The sequence below is a fragment of the Gimesia panareensis genome, from assembly GCF_007748155.1.
GTDB classification, from domain to species: Bacteria; Planctomycetota; Planctomycetia; order Planctomycetales; family Planctomycetaceae; genus Gimesia; species Gimesia panareensis.
This window is the reverse complement of the sequence record NZ_CP037421.1, coordinates 1,342,200-1,358,304: the sequence shown is the minus strand read 5'-3', so window position 1 is coordinate 1,358,304 and position 16,105 is coordinate 1,342,200. Positions and strand designations below refer to the sequence as shown.

The 16,105-nt window shown below is 56.0% G+C and carries 15 protein-coding genes; 4 read left to right on the top strand and 11 right to left on the bottom strand.

Annotated elements, in window-relative coordinates; translation table 11 throughout:
• From Enr10x_RS05240 to aroE, 7 genes are all read right to left on the bottom strand, one after another.
• Positions 1-894, bottom strand: a complete 894-nt coding sequence (locus Enr10x_RS05240; protein ID WP_145448350.1) for a DMT family transporter — start codon at positions 892-894, stop codon at positions 1-3.
• A gap of 39 nt (positions 895-933) precedes the next feature.
• Entirely contained in the window at positions 934-1,674 is a 741-nt protein-coding gene (gene hisA / locus Enr10x_RS05235; RefSeq protein WP_145448349.1) for a 1-(5-phosphoribosyl)-5-[(5-phosphoribosylamino)methylideneamino]imidazole-4-carboxamide isomerase, read from the bottom strand.
• 50 nt (positions 1,675-1,724) lie between these two features.
• Entirely contained in the window at positions 1,725-2,330 is a 606-nt protein-coding gene (gene hisH, locus Enr10x_RS05230; RefSeq protein WP_145448348.1) for an imidazole glycerol phosphate synthase subunit HisH, read from the bottom strand.
• A 309-nt stretch (positions 2,331-2,639) separates the two neighbouring features.
• Positions 2,640-2,765, bottom strand: coding sequence for a hypothetical protein (locus Enr10x_RS30510; protein WP_261343252.1), 126 nt, complete (start codon positions 2,763-2,765; stop codon positions 2,640-2,642).
• Positions 2,766-3,251: 486 nt separating this feature from the next.
• On the bottom strand, positions 3,252-4,529 hold the full coding sequence (locus Enr10x_RS05220; protein ID WP_145448347.1) for a prepilin peptidase: 1,278 nt from the start codon (positions 4,527-4,529) through the stop codon (positions 3,252-3,254).
• Positions 4,530-4,553: 24 nt separating this feature from the next.
• Entirely contained in the window at positions 4,554-5,081 is a 528-nt protein-coding gene (locus tag Enr10x_RS05215; protein ID WP_145448346.1) for a shikimate kinase, read from the bottom strand.
• 12 nt (positions 5,082-5,093) lie between these two features.
• On the bottom strand, positions 5,094-6,590 hold the full coding sequence (gene aroE, locus Enr10x_RS05210; RefSeq protein ID WP_145448345.1) for a shikimate dehydrogenase: 1,497 nt from the start codon (positions 6,588-6,590) through the stop codon (positions 5,094-5,096).
• Between the two features lie 347 nt (positions 6,591-6,937).
• On the opposite strand from aroE, the gene Enr10x_RS05205 reads away from it, so the two are divergent.
• The 3 genes from Enr10x_RS05205 (at position 6,938) to Enr10x_RS05195 (ending at position 9,898) form a co-directional block, all read left to right on the top strand.
• Positions 6,938-7,450 (top strand): cupin domain-containing protein, encoded by a 513-nt coding sequence (locus tag Enr10x_RS05205; protein ID WP_145448344.1) that lies wholly within the window; start codon positions 6,938-6,940, stop codon positions 7,448-7,450.
• Positions 7,410-7,982, top strand: coding sequence for a TetR/AcrR family transcriptional regulator (locus tag Enr10x_RS05200; RefSeq protein WP_197997487.1), 573 nt, complete (start codon positions 7,410-7,412; stop codon positions 7,980-7,982). Before Enr10x_RS05205 ends, Enr10x_RS05200 begins: the two co-directional genes overlap by 41 nt.
• A gap of 896 nt (positions 7,983-8,878) precedes the next feature.
• A complete protein-coding gene (locus Enr10x_RS05195; RefSeq protein WP_145448342.1) occupies positions 8,879-9,898 on the top strand; it encodes a DUF1559 domain-containing protein in 1,020 nt (339 codons plus the stop codon).
• A 258-nt stretch (positions 9,899-10,156) separates the two neighbouring features.
• Here the strand turns inward: Enr10x_RS05195 and Enr10x_RS05190 are convergent, their stop codons facing one another.
• Entirely contained in the window at positions 10,157-11,383 is a 1,227-nt protein-coding gene (locus Enr10x_RS05190) for an esterase-like activity of phytase family protein (RefSeq protein WP_145448341.1), read from the bottom strand.
• Between the two features lie 288 nt (positions 11,384-11,671).
• Here Enr10x_RS05190 and Enr10x_RS05185 point away from each other — a divergent pair, with 288 nt between their 5' ends.
• Entirely contained in the window at positions 11,672-12,199 is a 528-nt protein-coding gene (locus Enr10x_RS05185; RefSeq protein WP_145448340.1) for a hypothetical protein, read from the top strand.
• Between the two features lie 332 nt (positions 12,200-12,531).
• Here Enr10x_RS05185 and Enr10x_RS05180 read toward each other — a convergent pair whose 3' ends face one another.
• The 3 genes from Enr10x_RS05180 to Enr10x_RS05170 form a co-directional block, all read right to left on the bottom strand.
• Entirely contained in the window at positions 12,532-13,170 is a 639-nt protein-coding gene (locus Enr10x_RS05180; protein WP_145104651.1) for a hypothetical protein, read from the bottom strand.
• A gap of 162 nt (positions 13,171-13,332) precedes the next feature.
• On the bottom strand, positions 13,333-14,109 hold the full coding sequence (locus Enr10x_RS05175; protein WP_197997486.1) for a pentapeptide repeat-containing protein: 777 nt from the start codon (positions 14,107-14,109) through the stop codon (positions 13,333-13,335).
• 466 nt (positions 14,110-14,575) lie between these two features.
• Entirely contained in the window at positions 14,576-15,919 is a 1,344-nt protein-coding gene (locus Enr10x_RS05170) for a DUF1501 domain-containing protein (RefSeq protein WP_145448338.1), read from the bottom strand.
• Positions 15,920-16,105 lie beyond the last annotated feature (186 nt).

The window sequence follows — 16,105 nt, the reverse complement described above, 5'->3', positions numbered from 1 at the left end:
TTACTGATTTTTCAACTGCAGATCCCGTCGAGGTCGGAAGAGCAGGAATCGTACAAACAGACCGGCGATGATCAGCGCGCAGCCGACGAACGTGGAGACGGAAACAGTCTCTCCCCAGAAGAGCCAGACCCAGATCGGGTTCAGGATTGGTTCGGTGAGTACCAGCAGCGAGGCTTCCTGCGAGTTGACCGTTTTGACGGCATGCGAAAAGACGACATACGGCGTGCCCAGCTGGACGGCGCCCAGCAACGCGAGCAGGAAGAACTGCTGACCTGTCAGTGTAATTCCCAGCTTCCAGACCCAGGGGGCCACGATGGCGGCGGAAGTCAACAGGCAGAGAGCGACCAGCCAGGCGGGATGCTCATCCCTTAGCACACGGAAGAAAGTGACGACCAGTGCATAACAGACGCCGCTGGTGAGCGCGATCAGATTGCCGTCGAAGTTCTCCCCGGCCCAGTCGCCAGCCACGATACAGAAGATTCCAGACAGGACGATCAGGATCGCCAGAATCGAACCGCGTTCGATGCGTTCCTGCAGCAGGAAGTAGCCGAACAGCATCGCCCAGACGACGCTCGTATTCTGCAGAAAAATGGCAGCGGCCGCAGAAGTGCGGGTCATCGCGGTGACGAACAGCACGTTCATCGCGGCAAAGGCGATCAGCAGGGGAATCAGAGCGGGCCGCCAGCGGATGTACCGCACACGGACCAGGGGCAACAGAAACAGGCCGGCAAACAGGGCGCGATAACAGGCGAGGATCAGTCCGCGGTCGTCAGCGGGAATCGACTGGAACGGAGGCGACTTGATGAACAGACCGCTGAGGCTCCAGAGCACCGAGGCCAGGAGCACCAGCAGGCGTGCCCGGAACAGTTTTCCATGATCCACATCGTCGGTCATGCGTTTCGATTCCTGTCATCCGGGCTGGTGCAGTTCACTTCAGGAGTTCGCGGCAGCGATGGCATCGGGAACTGCGATCGTGCCTTCATACAGGGCACGGCCAATAATCGCTCCGACCAGCTTCGGCTGTGCGCGGCTGACTTCCGCCAGGCGCGTGACATCGTCGAGGGTCGTCACACCACCGGAGGCGATCACCGGGAGACCGAGTTCGGCCAGGGCGATCATGTCCTGGATCGTGCCTTCATCGACGCCCTGCATCATGCCGTCATTGGCGATGTTAGTATAGATGACTGCTGCCAATTCCACGCCCACATATTCTTTGGCCAGATCGATGGCCGAAGTTTCGGAAACGTCGAGCCAGCCTTCGGTGGCGACTTTGGAGTCGCGGGCGTCGAGCCCCAATGCCAGTCGACCGGGATAGCGGGTGACCATCTGTTTGAACCACTGGGGATCTTTTAAAGCCTGGGTGCCGACGATCACGCGGTCGATGCCGACGTCGTCCAGCATCAGCTGAATGGAGGCTTCGTCGCGGATGCCGCCCCCCATCTGGCAGGGTACAGAGACCGCGGCGACAATCCTGCGAACGACTTCGTGATTCACGGGCTGGCCGGCTTTGGCCCCGTCGAGGTCGACCAGGTGCAGGCGCTGTGCGCCCCCTTCAGCCCAGCGGAGGGCCATTTCGGTCGGGTCGTCGCCGAAGACGGTTTCCTGTCCGTAATCGCCCTGTCGCAGACGCACACACTTGCCTCCCCGGATATCGATGGCGGGCAATATTTCCATAGCTGAGCTGACTTTCTTTTTTTCTGATACTATTTTCTGAGGAAGCGGAATTAAAACGCAGCGAAGTTCTGCAGCAGTTTCAGGCCGGCGTTCTGACTTTTCTCGGGGTGAAACTGGCAGGCGACCAGGTTGTCGCGGGCGACCATTGAAGCGAAGCGGCAGCCATAATCGGTCCAGGCGGCAACGTCATCATCGTTATCGGGTGCCACGTAGTAGCTGTGCACAAAGTAGAAATATTCGTGTGCGGGAATGCCGGCCAGGATGGGATGCTCGTGGGTCGCGTCGATCTGGTTCCAGCCCATGTGGGGGATCTTCAGATCGGGTTGATCCTCGAAGCGGACCACTTTTCCGGGGATGATGCCCAGCCCCTCGTATTCCCCATCTTCATAGCTGACATCGAACAGGAGCTGCAGGCCGAGACAGATACCGAGGAAAGGTTTACCGGACTTGGCGTGTTCCAGAATTGGCTCCACCAGACTCTGATCTTTAAGGGCCTGGATGGCGTCGCGAAAGGCACCCACGCCGGGCAGAATCAGCTTGGAGGCTTTGGCGATCTCTTCGGGGTTTGTACAGATCTGCGCGTCCGCACCGACCTTTTCGAAGGCCTTCTGGACACTCCGCAGATTTCCCATTCCGTAGTCGACAATTGTAATCATAGGTATTTCTAAGTTAAGGTCTCAATTTCGTGCGTACATTGACGTTGAGATGACACATCTGCCATAGCAAAGTTCAGTAATAGCGACCGATTCTAGTCTCTCAAACCGCTTTTGTGAATGATGGGCGCAAAAATGGCCTGTTTCGTAAATGGCATGTATCAGACTGCCTGATCCTGACGGTGCGGAGAGGACCTGCGACCGCTGTCATGCCGGACCTGGATCGATCAGATTTCCTGGGAGATCCGCCCTGGTGAAATTTAGTTGACACTATACAAAATAGTGATAGATTGAGGCTGAATTCCAAAATGCCTATCCATAGTTTCGCGAGTCGAGTTCATGATATTCACTGATTGCAAATTGCTTCTCGACACGGGAGACGTCTTCGCCGATGTCGATGTAGTAGACCTGAAGTTCCGCGCGCAATCGACCACTCAACCGGACACCGCCGCATTGTGGTATGGAATGCTGATTCCAGCAGCTCAGATTGCTGTCTCAGCTTCGGGTCTGTTTTCGCTGCAGATTTCAGAAACCATAGTGGGGGGAATTCAAATCTGCGAATCGTCAAACCGGATCGACACTACCCTGCGATTTAATGGCGTTGCTGACCGACCGCTACTGACCGACCCTCCCGTGATGGAACCGGCTACGAAAACATGCGCTGAATGCAAATCGCCGTTTTTTGCACCCGCATCACACATGGATGGGCTCTGTCCAGAGTGCGCGCACCATCTTTATGGATACTCGAACTGTGACCACGATTTTTCACCGAGTACCTGCTCTAAATGCGGATGGGATGGCTCTGAGTCTGAATACATCCACCAGATCAAACTAGACGAGGGTCGCCAACCAGATTGACGTGTTGATTCAAAATGGCGGAGTAGCATCGGTTGGTGTTCTGAAACAGCAGGCTATTCAGTTTATTTATCGCCCGTTTTTCCATTGATGGTAATGCTGCGTGCCCCGTCCGGCCCGGGTGTGGGCGTCCGTTTTCAGATCCCAGCGGCCCTGGGTTTCGTTGACGTTCTCCCCGGACTGGTAGGTCAACTGGTCGGCTGACGTCCACTCCTCAAACCATTCTTCCTGCCAGTAGAGGGGGATGCCCAGCATCCATTTGAAGAGCTGGGTGGTCAGCAGGCAGAGGACCAGCATGATCATCATCACCAGGGCCAGGATCGGCAGCAGCGGTCCAAGGTGGCAGATGCGTTCGGCGAGTGGCCAGATTTTCGGCCAGCCCAGCAATACCAGCAGCGCGCCCAGGCTGAGGTAAGGCCCGAAGGGAATTTCCCGCGACAGTTTGAAGAAAATGGTCACCGCTACCACCAGCAGGGCACACAGGGGCGAAATCACGAATACGGTGACCGTGGCCTGCCAGCCCAGGAAGCTGCCGATGACCGCCATCAGAATCACGTCGCCAAAGCCCATCGCTTCCTGGCGCAACGTCCACTGACCAATCACGCGAACGGCCCAGACGACACCGCCGCCCACCACGAGGCCAACCAGGCTGACCGCCAGGCCATGCAGGTGCGGGTAAGTGACGACCCACTGCGGGATCTTCTCGACCACAAAGTAGTGGCGGTATTGCTCAGGAAAATAGATCCCGAACATGCGGACGACCGAGGGCTCCTGAAACCAGACGGGCACCAGGTAAAACAGGCCGAAGACGAACGAGCCGACCACGCCGATGAACAGGGCGGGCATGGTCGCGCCATCGGGAATGATTTTGTGATCGAAGTCGATGAAGGTCGCGATCATCAGGGATTCGATCAGGACCAGATGATAGAAATAGCGGAGGTTGAGCAGCGCCACAGGGGACATCCAACTCTTGACGGTCAACAGGTCGGGAGCATATTCGGAGAACAGTCCGCTGTCCTGCAGCAGAGCCCCGGCACTCAGGGGAACTTCGGCGCAGTACAGCAGCACGAAGATCACGCCGTTCAACAGTTCCACGAACGCTTCGCGATGCGAGCGGCGGTAGGAAAATGTGGAATTCTTCGAGCGGGTCAGGTAGACGCCGATGATCGGCAGATGATAGCGGGAACCGAGGTGCCGCATGCGGCGGAAGACACGTTTCCAGGCCGCCCCCACTTTTTCTTCGCGGGGGATTTCCTCGATACAGATATTAATGATCCGCCCCAGTGCGGTTCCCAGCAGGAACAGCAGTGTCAGCATCAGGTAAGGATTGATACCAAAGGGGGTCATGGTCGGAAAGGCTTTCGTTGTGGATTAAGCATCGGAATCCAGGGCGGCGATAATTTCAGCGACAATTTCGGAAACGGTTTTGTCTGCGGTCTCAATCGTGAGGGTCGCTGCATCGCGATAGAGCGGTGCGCGCTGCGCGAGCAGGGTGCGGATTTCTTCGAGCTGGGAGCTGCTGGCCGTGAGTGCCGGTCGCCGGCTGCCCGTGGTGGCATCGGAGTTGATCCGCTGCGCGAGGGCTTCCGCGTCTGCTTTGAGCCAGATCACCGGGCCGGCCTGTTGCATTTCCTGGCGGGTCTCGGCATTCAGAATCGCTCCCCCTCCCGCGGCGATCACGAGTTTGTCCTGTGCGAGCAGGCGCTGCATGACTTCCCGTTCGAGCTGGCGAAAGTGCGGCTCCCCTGCCCCGGCGAAGATTTCGGTGATGGATTGACCGGCTACACGTTCGATTTCATCGTCGGCATCGATCCAGTCAAAACCGCAGTGCCCGGCCAGGGGGGCGGCGACGCTGCTTTTGCCGCTGCCTCGATAGCCAATCAGAGTGATTACGGTCATCAACGGCGCTCCTTAAAGTTTACCGACGGCGGAGATCCCCTTGCGGAGCGTGTTGCGCATTACTTCCAGGGGTGGTTCCTTGTCGGTAAACAGTTTGTATTGCGCCGCGGCCTGCCGGACGAACATTTCAATTCCGGAGACGGTTTTACAGCCCCGCTCCCGCGCCTGCTTGAGTAACAGCGTGTTTTCCGGATTGTAAACCGTATCGAAAACGAGCATGTCATCAAGCAGGAAATTCTGGGCGAAGGGGGTCTCGTTGACATTCGGATGCATGCCGACCGAGGTGCCGTTGACCAGAATGTCGAAATGTCCGCTGCCCCGGTTTTCCCAGGTCGTATAAGCACAGCCCAGATCGTGGGCCAGGCTTTCTCCCCGGAGGCGACTGCGGTTGGTCACCGTCAGTGCCCCGCCCGCTTTGACGATTCCGGCCCCGATCGCGCGGGACACTCCCCCTGCACCGAGGAGCAGCACCTGCTTGCCGTCGATGGGATCGGTGGTCGCTTTGCCTTCCGGATCGAGGCCGAGGCGGATGCTGTCCAGCGCGGCATCGTAGTCGGTGTTGCGGGCCTGCCAGACGTTCTGGTTGTCTTTGAACAGGGTGTTGGCGACCCCCATGGTTTTGGAAGCTTCATCGGCGGCTCCGGCCAGTTTGAGGGCGCCCGCTTTGTGGGGGATCGTCACACTGTAACCCTGTACGTTGAGGAATTCGAATTCCTTGAGCGTCTCTTCCAACCGATCTTTGGGAACACGGAAGGGAAGATACACGCCGTCGATTTTATCGTGTCTGAAGGCAATGTTATGAATCAGCGGGCTCAGGCTGTGGGCGATCGGATCTCCGATGACGCCGTACACGGGGGTCTCGGGACCGATCTGATCGTAGCGGTAGATCTGCGTCATTTCCGAGAAGGCGAGTTGTCCCGGCGCCATTTCCCGTTCGCGACTGAAGGTGGCGTAGGTGAAGGGGGCGCCGTATTTGCCGCAGAGGATGCGACTGATGACGCCGTACTCACCCATGCAGAACCCGACGGTGGGCACCTTGGCACTGGCGACCAGCTTCAGCATGCGAATGGAATCGCCGGGCGAATTGGCCATGGTGACCAGCTTGACGATATCCGGATCTTTCTCACAGAGGGATTCGTGAATCTCTTCGAGGTTGTCGGGAGTCTCATCAAAGTTGTGATGACTGATGATGCGTTTGGTTTTGCCGTAGCGGGGAATTTTGTCCGCGATATCATCTTCAATATCAACGTATTCTACTTCGGAGACAATGGCAGTCCGCAGCAGGGCCTGCCGCTGTTCTTCGGTGCGGTTCCAGCGGCCTTTGTCTTCGGGGCGACGGCAGGTGATGACGACGGGCGTGGGCCGGTCTTTGAGCAACCGATTGACATCGGGCGCGCGGGCGATCCAGTCCAGTCGTAACTCGACCAGTTCCGCCCCCTTCTCTGCCAGGGAGCGGTGTTCCATCATTACCATTTTGTGCCGGGTTCGACCGATGCTGACACAAATCATTGAACTGTCTTGACTTTCTGTATGGGATCTGAGCGACCCCGTGGCGGTGCTGGACGTACCTTCCCCTCACAACGGGATCTGTGAGCGACTTCAAAGTGCTCCCAGTGTAACCAATCTTCGGAACCGACTCAAACAAGAGTCTGGCCGGAAGTCAGGTTTATTGCCCGGTTTCAGGCCTGTTCCTGTGTTGGTGCGAAGCCCAGGCCCTCATTTCCGTGCTGCCGGGTGCCGACGGATCGGATTAGCACAATTATAACAGTTGTCTGATTCCCGTTGACTAAAGATAACGATCGTTATATTACGGTCGTTATATTAACTTTCAAGACACTTTTCATCAGGAGAAAACCATGATTCAAGCTACCGACCGCGTTTTGCATGGAGAGGGATACGACTGCTTTGAGGCGGGACCGCTGGAGAGCTGGACACAGTTCAAGCTCTCGCCCCCGGAATCGCCGCTGCCGGTCCGCGGGAAATATTTCCTGCGGAAGTTTCTGAACTCGGAGGGTCTGGAGATGTCGGTCAACGTGTTGCCGGCGGGCCGCGAGATGCCCTTCGTGCACCGCCACCATGAAAACGACGAGATTTATTTTGTGATTCAGGGCCGGGGGCAGTTTCAGGCAGGGGAGGATCTGCTGGAGGTGACAGACGGATTCTTTATTCGACTTTCGCCGGAAGTGCCGCGCGTCTGGCGAAACCACGGCGAGGAGCCGTTATACTATCTGGTAATCCAGTACCGCGCGGACAGCAGTGTGACCGGCGGGATACTGGATGGCGCACGCCTGGAAGACCACCCGATCGTCTGGAAAGAAAGCCCCGAGGATGAACCAGCCCACGGACCGGAAACGAAGATCCCGGAATAAGATTCTGGACGCCGCCCTGCGGATGTTCAAACGACAGGGGTACGTCGGCAGCGGAGTGGACGGGATCATGGAAGAGGCGGGGATGACGTCCGGCGCGTTCTATGGTCACTTCAGTTCGAAGTCGGACGTGCTGGGCGAAGCGTTCGTGCATTCTTTTATTGAAGACCAGGCGGCGATGAACGGCGCGCTAAGTGAGTGCGAGACGCCGGAGCAGCTGATGGAGATCATGCAGCGATACCTGTCGAGCAAACATTGCGAACATGTGGAGGAGGGATGCTCGATCCCTCCTCTGCTCTCAGACCTGGGTCGCGCGGATGCGGAGACGAAGGCGCAGTTCGAAGAGGTGCTGCAGTGGATGGTCGGGCAGTTTCAGCAGCGTTCGGGAAATGAATTCAGCCGCCAGGAAATTCTGGCGACGCTGGCGCTCTGCTTTGGCGGACTGTCACTGGCACGCGCGGTGAATTCTCCTGCGCTGTCGCGGCAGATTCTGTCAGCATGCCGGAAGCATCTGCCGATCCAGCGAGAAGATTAATTGTCTGTGTGTTACCGTTGGAACACAGGGGCGGATGGTCTTCCCTGTTCCCCTTGTAAGTTGGATTTTTATTGAGCGTCGACAGGCGGGAGGACACACAGGTCCTCCCCTACATTTCTGAATTCGAATTCTGTTGCTGGATTGGGCGTCTGAGCTGCGACCTCCTGCTCGCTGCGCTCGCCCCGGATTGCATCCGGGGTTACCCGTTTGATGTAAGGGAGTGAGGCTGATTGTTACGTGGTCCCTGCAATATTCTGGAGACTCCCCCTGACCCCCGAGTAGCATTAGACTTCCTGGTTGTTGTGTCGAAGTCTGGAAACCCTGCGATTGCATGTCACGACCACCGAGTCTTTAATTTTCACGCGGCCTTCATCATCTCATCATATTTATATCTATGATGAGACGCACGTACTCAGGTTGTGTTCGAAGAAACTCTCGAGTCTACTGCAGGCAGATGATGACTAGATCTTCCGGCAGGCATTTGTGTCACGTTTTTAACCAGTTTCCGCACTCGAAACGGTCTGTTGCTCTTCCTCTCCCGCCAAAGCGGATTGTGCAGAGAGGCACAATCCGGTTCTGCAGCCTGTACTGACCAGAAATCAGAATTCGATCCAGGCGAATTACTTAGCAAAGTTTTCCGTCAGCGCTTTCTGTCCGTCTGGTTCTTTCTGAACTTTTCCCGCCGAGGTTCAGTTTCATTTGTGACCTGGGGATTTCCTGTCGCTGTTATCAACTGCTGGTATCGATCGGAGGTTAGTTTGAGCTCATTCTCGCACCGCCGGAGGATTCAGAATCGGCAGCCAATGGTGGAGATCCCCTTTCTATTGTTCTTATCTGTTCCACACGAAACGCAACTCGACACCATGCCATTACCATGAAACAGGAGAAGGAGAACTATGAAAGCAATTCTCAGAAAAAGAAAGTCTGGTTTTACTCTGATTGAACTGCTGGTGGTCATCGCGATCATTGCCATTTTAATCGCCCTGCTGTTGCCGGCGGTCCAACAGGCCCGCGAAGCAGCCCGTCGTTCACAGTGCAAAAACAACCTGAAACAGTTAGGTCTGGCGCTGTACAATTACGAGAGTGCCTTTTCGACATTCCCGCCCAGTCGATTGCTGGGTGATATCAATAACCCGAATGTGAGTTCGAGTGGCAAGTACAGCCTGACGAACGCCGACGGAAGTGCGGGAGATACCACCTTCTGTTCGTGGACGATCCTGGCCTTACCGTATCTGGATCAATCGAACATTTACAACAAGTACAACACCAATGCCCCCTGGTTCGATACTTCCAACCGCGTGATGATCGAAACACAGATTCCGGTCATGTTGTGCCCGTCTGTTCCCGGCGATAACCGCAGAGACGCCTATCATGCTCCCGGTGCCGCCGCCGGCGATTACGGTTCGATTAACGAAGTGAAAAAGAAATTCTGGACGAAAGTGCTGGGGGTCGCTGAGCCTCCCGATTCCGCGAAAGCCGGCATTCTGTCCAAGGGGCAGAATAACCGGATCCGCGATGTCACCGATGGTACCTCCAACACCTTTATGCTGGGTGAAGCAGGCGGCCACCCGGTCGTGTATAATGCCAAAGGAATCTGGAACTCCACAGATCAGGGCAACTACGCAGACGACAAAGTGGTGCTATACGGCGGGAATTATGTCACCACGGATGGTACCGGTTGGGCCGATCCTGATGCCGGGCTCTCGATTAACGGGGCTCTCAAGAACGGTTACGACACCTATGGGCCGTATGTGATCAACGAAATCAACGCCAGTGAAATTTTCAGTTTTCACGTCGGCGGTGCCCAGTTCGTCATGGGCGATGGTTCGGTCCGCTTTGTTTCGCAGAACATCGACCGCAGACTGTTTGCCTATGTCTGCACACGGGCCGGCGGCGAAACCGTCGGCGAATTCTAACAAGTGACGTGTGTGGCTGAAAAAGAGAAACGGCCCTGGTTGCTCATGCGACCAGGGCCGTTTTTATTGTGCTGACATCGTCGAAGATTTCAGTCTGACTGAGATCAGGTTCCCCTCAGCCTGCGGCCCCTGTTCTGCAACAGGCGTTGTGATCTTCGTGTCTCTCAATACAGACCAGGGAAGTACCTGTCTGCGAGACAGGCATTCCCTGAAATCCGCTTTGATCCCGCTTTCCATGAATCTGCGTAACCTGGCAGTTTACCGGCCGGCAATGTGCAGTTTACTGGTCGGGATGGCGAAGACAAACAGTTCGGTCGGGACGTCGGTTTCGAAGTCGTTGTCGACTGCCACAACCAGCGTGCGTCTGCCGTCCGGCAGAGTCGGTCCGAACGTGAGACCTTCAAACTTCTCGGGCATCTGTGGACCTTTGAGCCCAAAACGCTCATCCAGCAGATTCAGCCAGGGCTGGACTTTGACGGGCTTCACTCCCTGGGGCAGTCCCTCGTGGGGGAGTTGGCTGATCGCGGAAACGTCGGTTGCTTCAGACGCATCAACGTGGGTCACTGCCTTGAAGTGCGCCTCGTTTCCGCCGTCACCATCTCGTTCGAGCACCAGAAATTCAGTGGGACTGATGGCCAGAATTTCGCTGATGCCATTTTTCGTTTCCGTCAGTGGGTAAGCCCATTGCTGATTTTGGCCCGTTTTCAGATCCAGTACAAACAGCCGACTAAATTGTCCCTTGCGTTTTCTCCCTTTGCCTGTGGGGGTGCTGTCCTGAATCAGGGGGGCCTGGGCGATGGCGACCAGGTAGCGGCCATCCGGGGTCAGGGCCAGCCCTTCGAAACCTTTGTTCGGCTGACGCCCCTGGCTGTTGAGACTGGCTTCCTGATCGGCATCCGCGTGCGGCACGGCGATGCGGAAATGCCCCGGGATCTGCATTTCACCGCAGACAACACCATGCTCCGTCACTTCATAAATGGCAGGCCCATATTCGTCAGAGATATAGAGTTTATGGTCGGGTGAGCAGCGGATGCCCTCTGGATCCATTCGTTCCACTAAGGGGGGCAGAGGGCCGTCTGATTTGGCTGCGGCCCCAGAGATGCTGCGTCCGTCGATGTCTTTGAGCAGGTGTGTTTTCAGTAAGCGTGTCGTGATGGCCGGCGATTTGTCGGGATCGATTTCAATTTCCACTTCATGGAATCGGCAGGGATACGAGACTGCCCCATCGAGGGGTCCGCGGTCTGCCAGCAAGAGATAACGGTTACCGGAGCCCGTGTAATCAATCGCCGAAATTCCACCAAACAGATCGCGGGGATATTTCTTTGCCACGGTCCCTTTGAGACCACTGAGATCGCGCGTCGTGCCTGGCAATGAGACACGACCGATCAATTCGATTTCCTCAGCCAGTGCGGAGTTGGCAGACCCCCACGCCAGAACAAGGACACAGAACGACTGGAACAGTCGACGTAGACACAATGGTAGCATATTAATGCCTCCCTTCTTGTTGATTGTCGCACTCGATTTCAGTCTGTTGCGCAGAGTCCGAAGACTGGATTATGCAGTTCTGTGAGTTGTAAACAAGCTGCTTTGCAGGACCTTCATCGGTTTTTCATACTCGAAGTAAACCGCTGGAAAAACCATTCTTTATACCTTCTTCACGCTTCTTTAACGCGAGCTCGCTAGTCTGCTTTGACAGTTACCCGCTACCGTTTTCAACAGATGATTTGCGCCATCAGAATCATCATTCGGGCCTTTCTTCGAAGAGAGAAAATCATGGGTAGTCGCAGAGATCAGTTCTTCCATTTCGTGACCGGACGCAAGCAATTCAACCCGGGTCAGAATCATCAACCAGTATCTTCCCTCATTCCACTGCGCCGGGGTGTTTTCCTCTGTCTGCTGACACTGCTGAGCGGGTGCGGCTCGGAAAAACTGGAAGATGCACGAACTGTATTTCCAGTCACGGGGGTTGTGCTCTACCAGGATCAACCGATCACGGACGGAATGGTCTCCTTGACGCCGGTGAATCCCCCCAGTGACGACAAACAGTTTTTCAACCCGCGCGGAACCGTGGATGAGAGCGGAAAATTTCAGATCACAACCTACGAAAAGGGAGACGGCGCCCCTCCCGGAGAATATAAAGTCTCATTCACCTGGGTCGGTTCACTCGAAGGGGTGAGCGAAGATGAAGAAGACAAGCTGCCTGAAAAACTCCCGCGGAAGTACACCAATCCGGAAACGTCCGGAATCACGATCACCGTGAAAGAGCACAATAACCTGCTTTCTCCGATTGAGCTGAAGTAGGTTGCTGTTGCAGCGAGACTGGGGACTCTGCTCAGGGTGGTTGGTAAACCCTGTTTCCTTTGTGAGTCTGAATGAGCTTGCCTGTCGTCAGGCGGGAGGACACATGGGGCCTCCCCTGCTTTTCTGGAGGCGATGCCTGTTGCTGGATTGATCGCTTACTCTGACTGTTTCCTGCTCGCTGCGCTCGGCCCGAATTGCATTCGGGCCGCCGTCGATCTGGTTCAGGGCTGATTCGTAATCACTGTTGGCAAGCCAACAGTGCCACCCGGACGTTTCTGATTAACGGGTGAACTATGTGCGCAGATTGAGCTGGAGTGGTTAGGAAAGTATTGTTAATCATCCAGGTTCCAGGCGGAGAGGTCGTCGATAAGGAGCGTGTTGCCTTTCATGACGAAGCGGTAGCCTGTTTTCTTTTTGTCGAGGGAGGCGTGCTGACCTTCGACTTTCATGCCGTTATCCAGCTGGGCGACGGCTTTGTCTCCCTGCATTTCCAGCTGCAACGTGTACCACTTGTTGGGATCCAGTTTGCCTTGGGCTTTGGCCAGGGTAATCGGTTTGGACTGGGGGTCTTTCTTGTCCTTGTCCGTCCGCAGGATCATTCCCTTTTCATCGATGATCACGCGGAACAGATGGCCCTTGGGATGATTGAGGCTCAGGTGAAAGAACTTCGCATCCTTGAGCTGAAACGAACAGCGGAGCATCGAATTCTGGTTGGGCAGTTTCCAGGTCAGGACGGCAGCATGCTTGTCGGCAGGCAGTTCCTTCCCGACGAGTACGCCTTCTGCGACGGTCCACTCTCCTTTGTTGGCGGTAAATTTCTTGTTGAGTTTCTCCTTATCGAAGGATTCGCTCTGGCTGGGTTTCCCGGTTTTGGCCAGGACCGGTTTGAGCGAGGCATTCTTTTCCGCCTGGAGCAGTGTGGGAACGAGAAAGGTCAGAGCCAGACAGAAGCAAGTTGCTGATTTGAGCATTTCGGAAGCTTTCTTGAAATGAGTAGAGATCAGTGGAACTGGCGGATGGTCATATTGTAAACAGATGCGTTTCGTCAGGGCTACGAAAATCGGTGAAATCTGGTGGTTCCTGCCTGTCACTGCGCCAGGCTCGAATGGCTAACAGGGGAACAGTCTTACAATTCAGAAATATTCCTGGTTCTGATTTTCCGGTAACAGCAGCATGATCAGCAGTCCTACTACAGATAGAGTAAGGACTAATATTAAGCCGATCGTGATGGAATATCCTTTCTCAGTTGCGATCATGGCGGTACCGGCAATGATCGAAAAGTAAAAGAGGAGAAATGCGATGAACGGAATGAGGCCCGCCAGAAACTGAGCAGTAGTAGGTGGCTTGCCTCCGGGAGGGGGCATCAACATTCCAGGGATTAATGTCACAAGTAAGATCAGAAGGAAAAACAGAATGAGCTTCACACCTTTACTCATCTTCCCCTTTGATTTTTCCCTGGCGGCGGTGACTTCCTCCTGATGTGACGGCACCAGTTCTTTGACGTTACTAAGATCGACCCCCTGGGCATTGCTGAAATTTGCGTTTCTCACCGTAGCGCCGCTGAAGTTGGCATTCGTTAAATCAGCCCAGCTGAAGTCGGTCTGATTCAGATTGGCCTCTCTCAGATCGGCATCACACAATTCAGCCCCCGAGCAACAGGCGCACATCAAATCGGCCTCTGACAGATTGGCTCCCACCAGATTGGCGTCGCTCAAATCGGTACAGCTCAAATTGGCCCTGTTTAAATTTGCCCCTCCCAGGTTGGCCTTCGGCATTTTGACTCCGTTCAGGTCAACCCCGCGCAGATCGGCTCCACTTAAATCCAGAGTAATCCTGCCGTATTTTATCCGCCACTCTGCAATCGCCTTTGCGCCCTGCTGCACGACATCTTCATGCTCTGGATTAGCCACTATTCTGATTCCTGAATACAAAGGCTGAAATAGACTCTGTGATTGATCAGTTCAGTATCAGGTTCTGGACGCCAAATGTCCACCAGAAAAGGAGTGGCTCTTTCTGCGAGATATGAAAGAAGAAGGGTTCCCTTCAGGAGACTGAATTCGATTGAGTGCCGCCAGGCGGGAGGACACATGGGTCCTCCCCTACGTTTTTTCTGAGCGGCAAGGCGCTAGCCGCCGGTTTCTCAGGTCAACGATGACTCTAGAACCGGTGGCTAGCGCCATTCCGCTCAGGGTGGGGTGATCCCCCCTGTTCCCCTGGGGAGACTGAATTCGATTGAGAGTCGCCAGGCGGGTGGGCACATGGGCCCACCCCTACATTTCTGGCCCGAATTGCATTCGGGCGGACCCATTCTTTTTCTTTCGTGTCGTTCGTGTATTTCGTGGTAGAAAAATTTCCGTGGGTTTCGTAGTCGTCAAATCAGATCAGCTCGTCGATCGGTTCGCGGATGTCGAGCATGTATTGCGGGCGGCCGGCGTGGTCGGGGATCGTGGTGGTGGCGGGATCGATGCCCAGCTGGCGGTAGAGCGTGGCGAAGACGTTCTGATAGTGCAGCGGGCGATCGAGGGGGACTTCGCCCAAGCGATTGGTGGAGCCGATGACCTGGCCCATTCGCATGCCGCCACCAGCCAGGAGCGCACAGGAGGCCTGCGGCCAGTGATCGCGGCCGGCGTTGTCGTTGATGCGGGGGGTGCGCCCAAATTCGCCCCAGGCGATGACGCTGACGTCCTCCTGCAGGCCGCGGTTGTGAATGTCTTCGACCAGAGCCGTGATGCCCTGATCCAGTTTCGACAGTTGTAACGGCAGGCGAGCGAAGTTCGAATGATGGCGGTCCCAGCTGCCGAAGGAGAGTGTGACACAGCGGACACCCGCTTCGACCAGGCGGCGGGCCATGAGAAACTGATCCATCCAGTGCGGGCCGGCGTCTTCGCCGAACGCGGGTGAATTGTCGCCCCGTCCGTAGCGGTCGCGGAGCGCGGGATCTTCTTTGTCGAGGTCCATCGCTTCGACCAGTTTGCTGGAGGTGAGAACGTCGAACGCCCGCTGAGAGTAAGCGTCGAGACCATCGTAGGCTTTGTCTGCAGAATCGCGAAAGGCATCGAAACCGGCGAGCAACGCTTTGCGGTCGCGGAGTCGATCGAGGGTGATGCCCTGCAGTCGCATGTTGTCCATGCCTTCCCCGGTCGGTTGCAGCGGGGAATGTGCTTTGCCCAGGAACCCGGGAAAGCCGGGATTGCCATACGGTTCGTGGCGGCTCTTGATGCTGAGACCGACGAAGGGGGGCACCGCTTTGTCGACCGGCCCCTGCACTTTGGAGACGACTGCGCCAAGCGAGGGGTGACCCGACTGACGTTCTCCGCCGCCGATGGGCCAGCCGCTCATGCAGAGATCGGAAGCGTGCTGATCGGGGCAGCCGTGCAACGAACGAATGATGGCGAACTTGTCCATCATCGCGGCCAGGCGGGGCATGTGTTCGCAGATCTGGATGCCGGGAACGCTGGTTTCGATGGGACGGAATTCGCCGCGAATTTCCGAGGGGGCGTCCATCTTCAGGTCGTACATGTCCTGATGCGAGGGGCCACCGGAGAGGAAGATCATAATAATGGCTTTATGGCCCAGTTTGCCACTCGGGGTGCCGGCCTGTGCTTCTGCCGCCAGGATCTGCGGGAGCGAAAGTCCGCCCAGTGCGAGACCGCCAATCTTGAGGAACTGCCTGCGCGAGCCGTTGCACTGTCGCTGAGGTGAGCCGGGGATTGAAAGCATCGCGGGGTATCTCCAAACGGGGCGGGACTCGGTTCGTTCTGGTGGGTCGTTGCGGTTTCCGTTGGGACCAACCAGGGTGAGTGGAAATATTGTACCGCTCGGAAAACGGGGCGGGAAGAGTATTCGGCTCTAGTAACGGATTACTAAATGAGGTTAAGTTTTTGTTTGAGCAATATCAGAGAGGCA

What these genes read in the sequence shown, in the direction of transcription:
- hisA (WP_145448349.1), bottom strand. Translation starts at nt 1,674, where the DNA reads ATGGAAATATTGCCCGCCATCGATATCCGGGGAGGCAAGTGTGTGCGT.
- Enr10x_RS05195 (WP_145448342.1), top strand. Translation starts at nt 8,879, where the DNA reads ATGAAAGCAATTCTCAGAAAAAGAAAGTCTGGTTTTACTCTGATTGAA.
- hisH (WP_145448348.1), bottom strand. Translation starts at nt 2,330, where the DNA reads ATGATTACAATTGTCGACTACGGAATGGGAAATCTGCGGAGTGTCCAG.
- Enr10x_RS05205 (WP_145448344.1), top strand. Translation starts at nt 6,938, where the DNA reads ATGATTCAAGCTACCGACCGCGTTTTGCATGGAGAGGGATACGACTGC.
- Enr10x_RS05215 (WP_145448346.1), bottom strand. Translation starts at nt 5,081, where the DNA reads ATGACCGTAATCACTCTGATTGGCTATCGAGGCAGCGGCAAAAGCAGC.
- Enr10x_RS05240 (WP_145448350.1), bottom strand. Translation starts at nt 894, where the DNA reads ATGACCGACGATGTGGATCATGGAAAACTGTTCCGGGCACGCCTGCTG.
- aroE (WP_145448345.1), bottom strand. Translation starts at nt 6,590, where the DNA reads ATGATTTGTGTCAGCATCGGTCGAACCCGGCACAAAATGGTAATGATG.
- Enr10x_RS05180 (WP_145104651.1), bottom strand. Translation starts at nt 13,170, where the DNA reads ATGCTCAAATCAGCAACTTGCTTCTGTCTGGCTCTGACCTTTCTCGTT.
- Enr10x_RS05170 (WP_145448338.1), bottom strand. Translation starts at nt 15,919, where the DNA reads ATGCTTTCAATCCCCGGCTCACCTCAGCGACAGTGCAACGGCTCGCGC.
- Enr10x_RS05220 (WP_145448347.1), bottom strand. Translation starts at nt 4,529, where the DNA reads ATGACCCCCTTTGGTATCAATCCTTACCTGATGCTGACACTGCTGTTC.
- Enr10x_RS05185 (WP_145448340.1), top strand. Translation starts at nt 11,672, where the DNA reads ATGGGTAGTCGCAGAGATCAGTTCTTCCATTTCGTGACCGGACGCAAG.
- Enr10x_RS05200 (WP_197997487.1), top strand. Translation starts at nt 7,410, where the DNA reads ATGAACCAGCCCACGGACCGGAAACGAAGATCCCGGAATAAGATTCTG.
- Enr10x_RS05190 (WP_145448341.1), bottom strand. Translation starts at nt 11,383, where the DNA reads ATGCTACCATTGTGTCTACGTCGACTGTTCCAGTCGTTCTGTGTCCTT.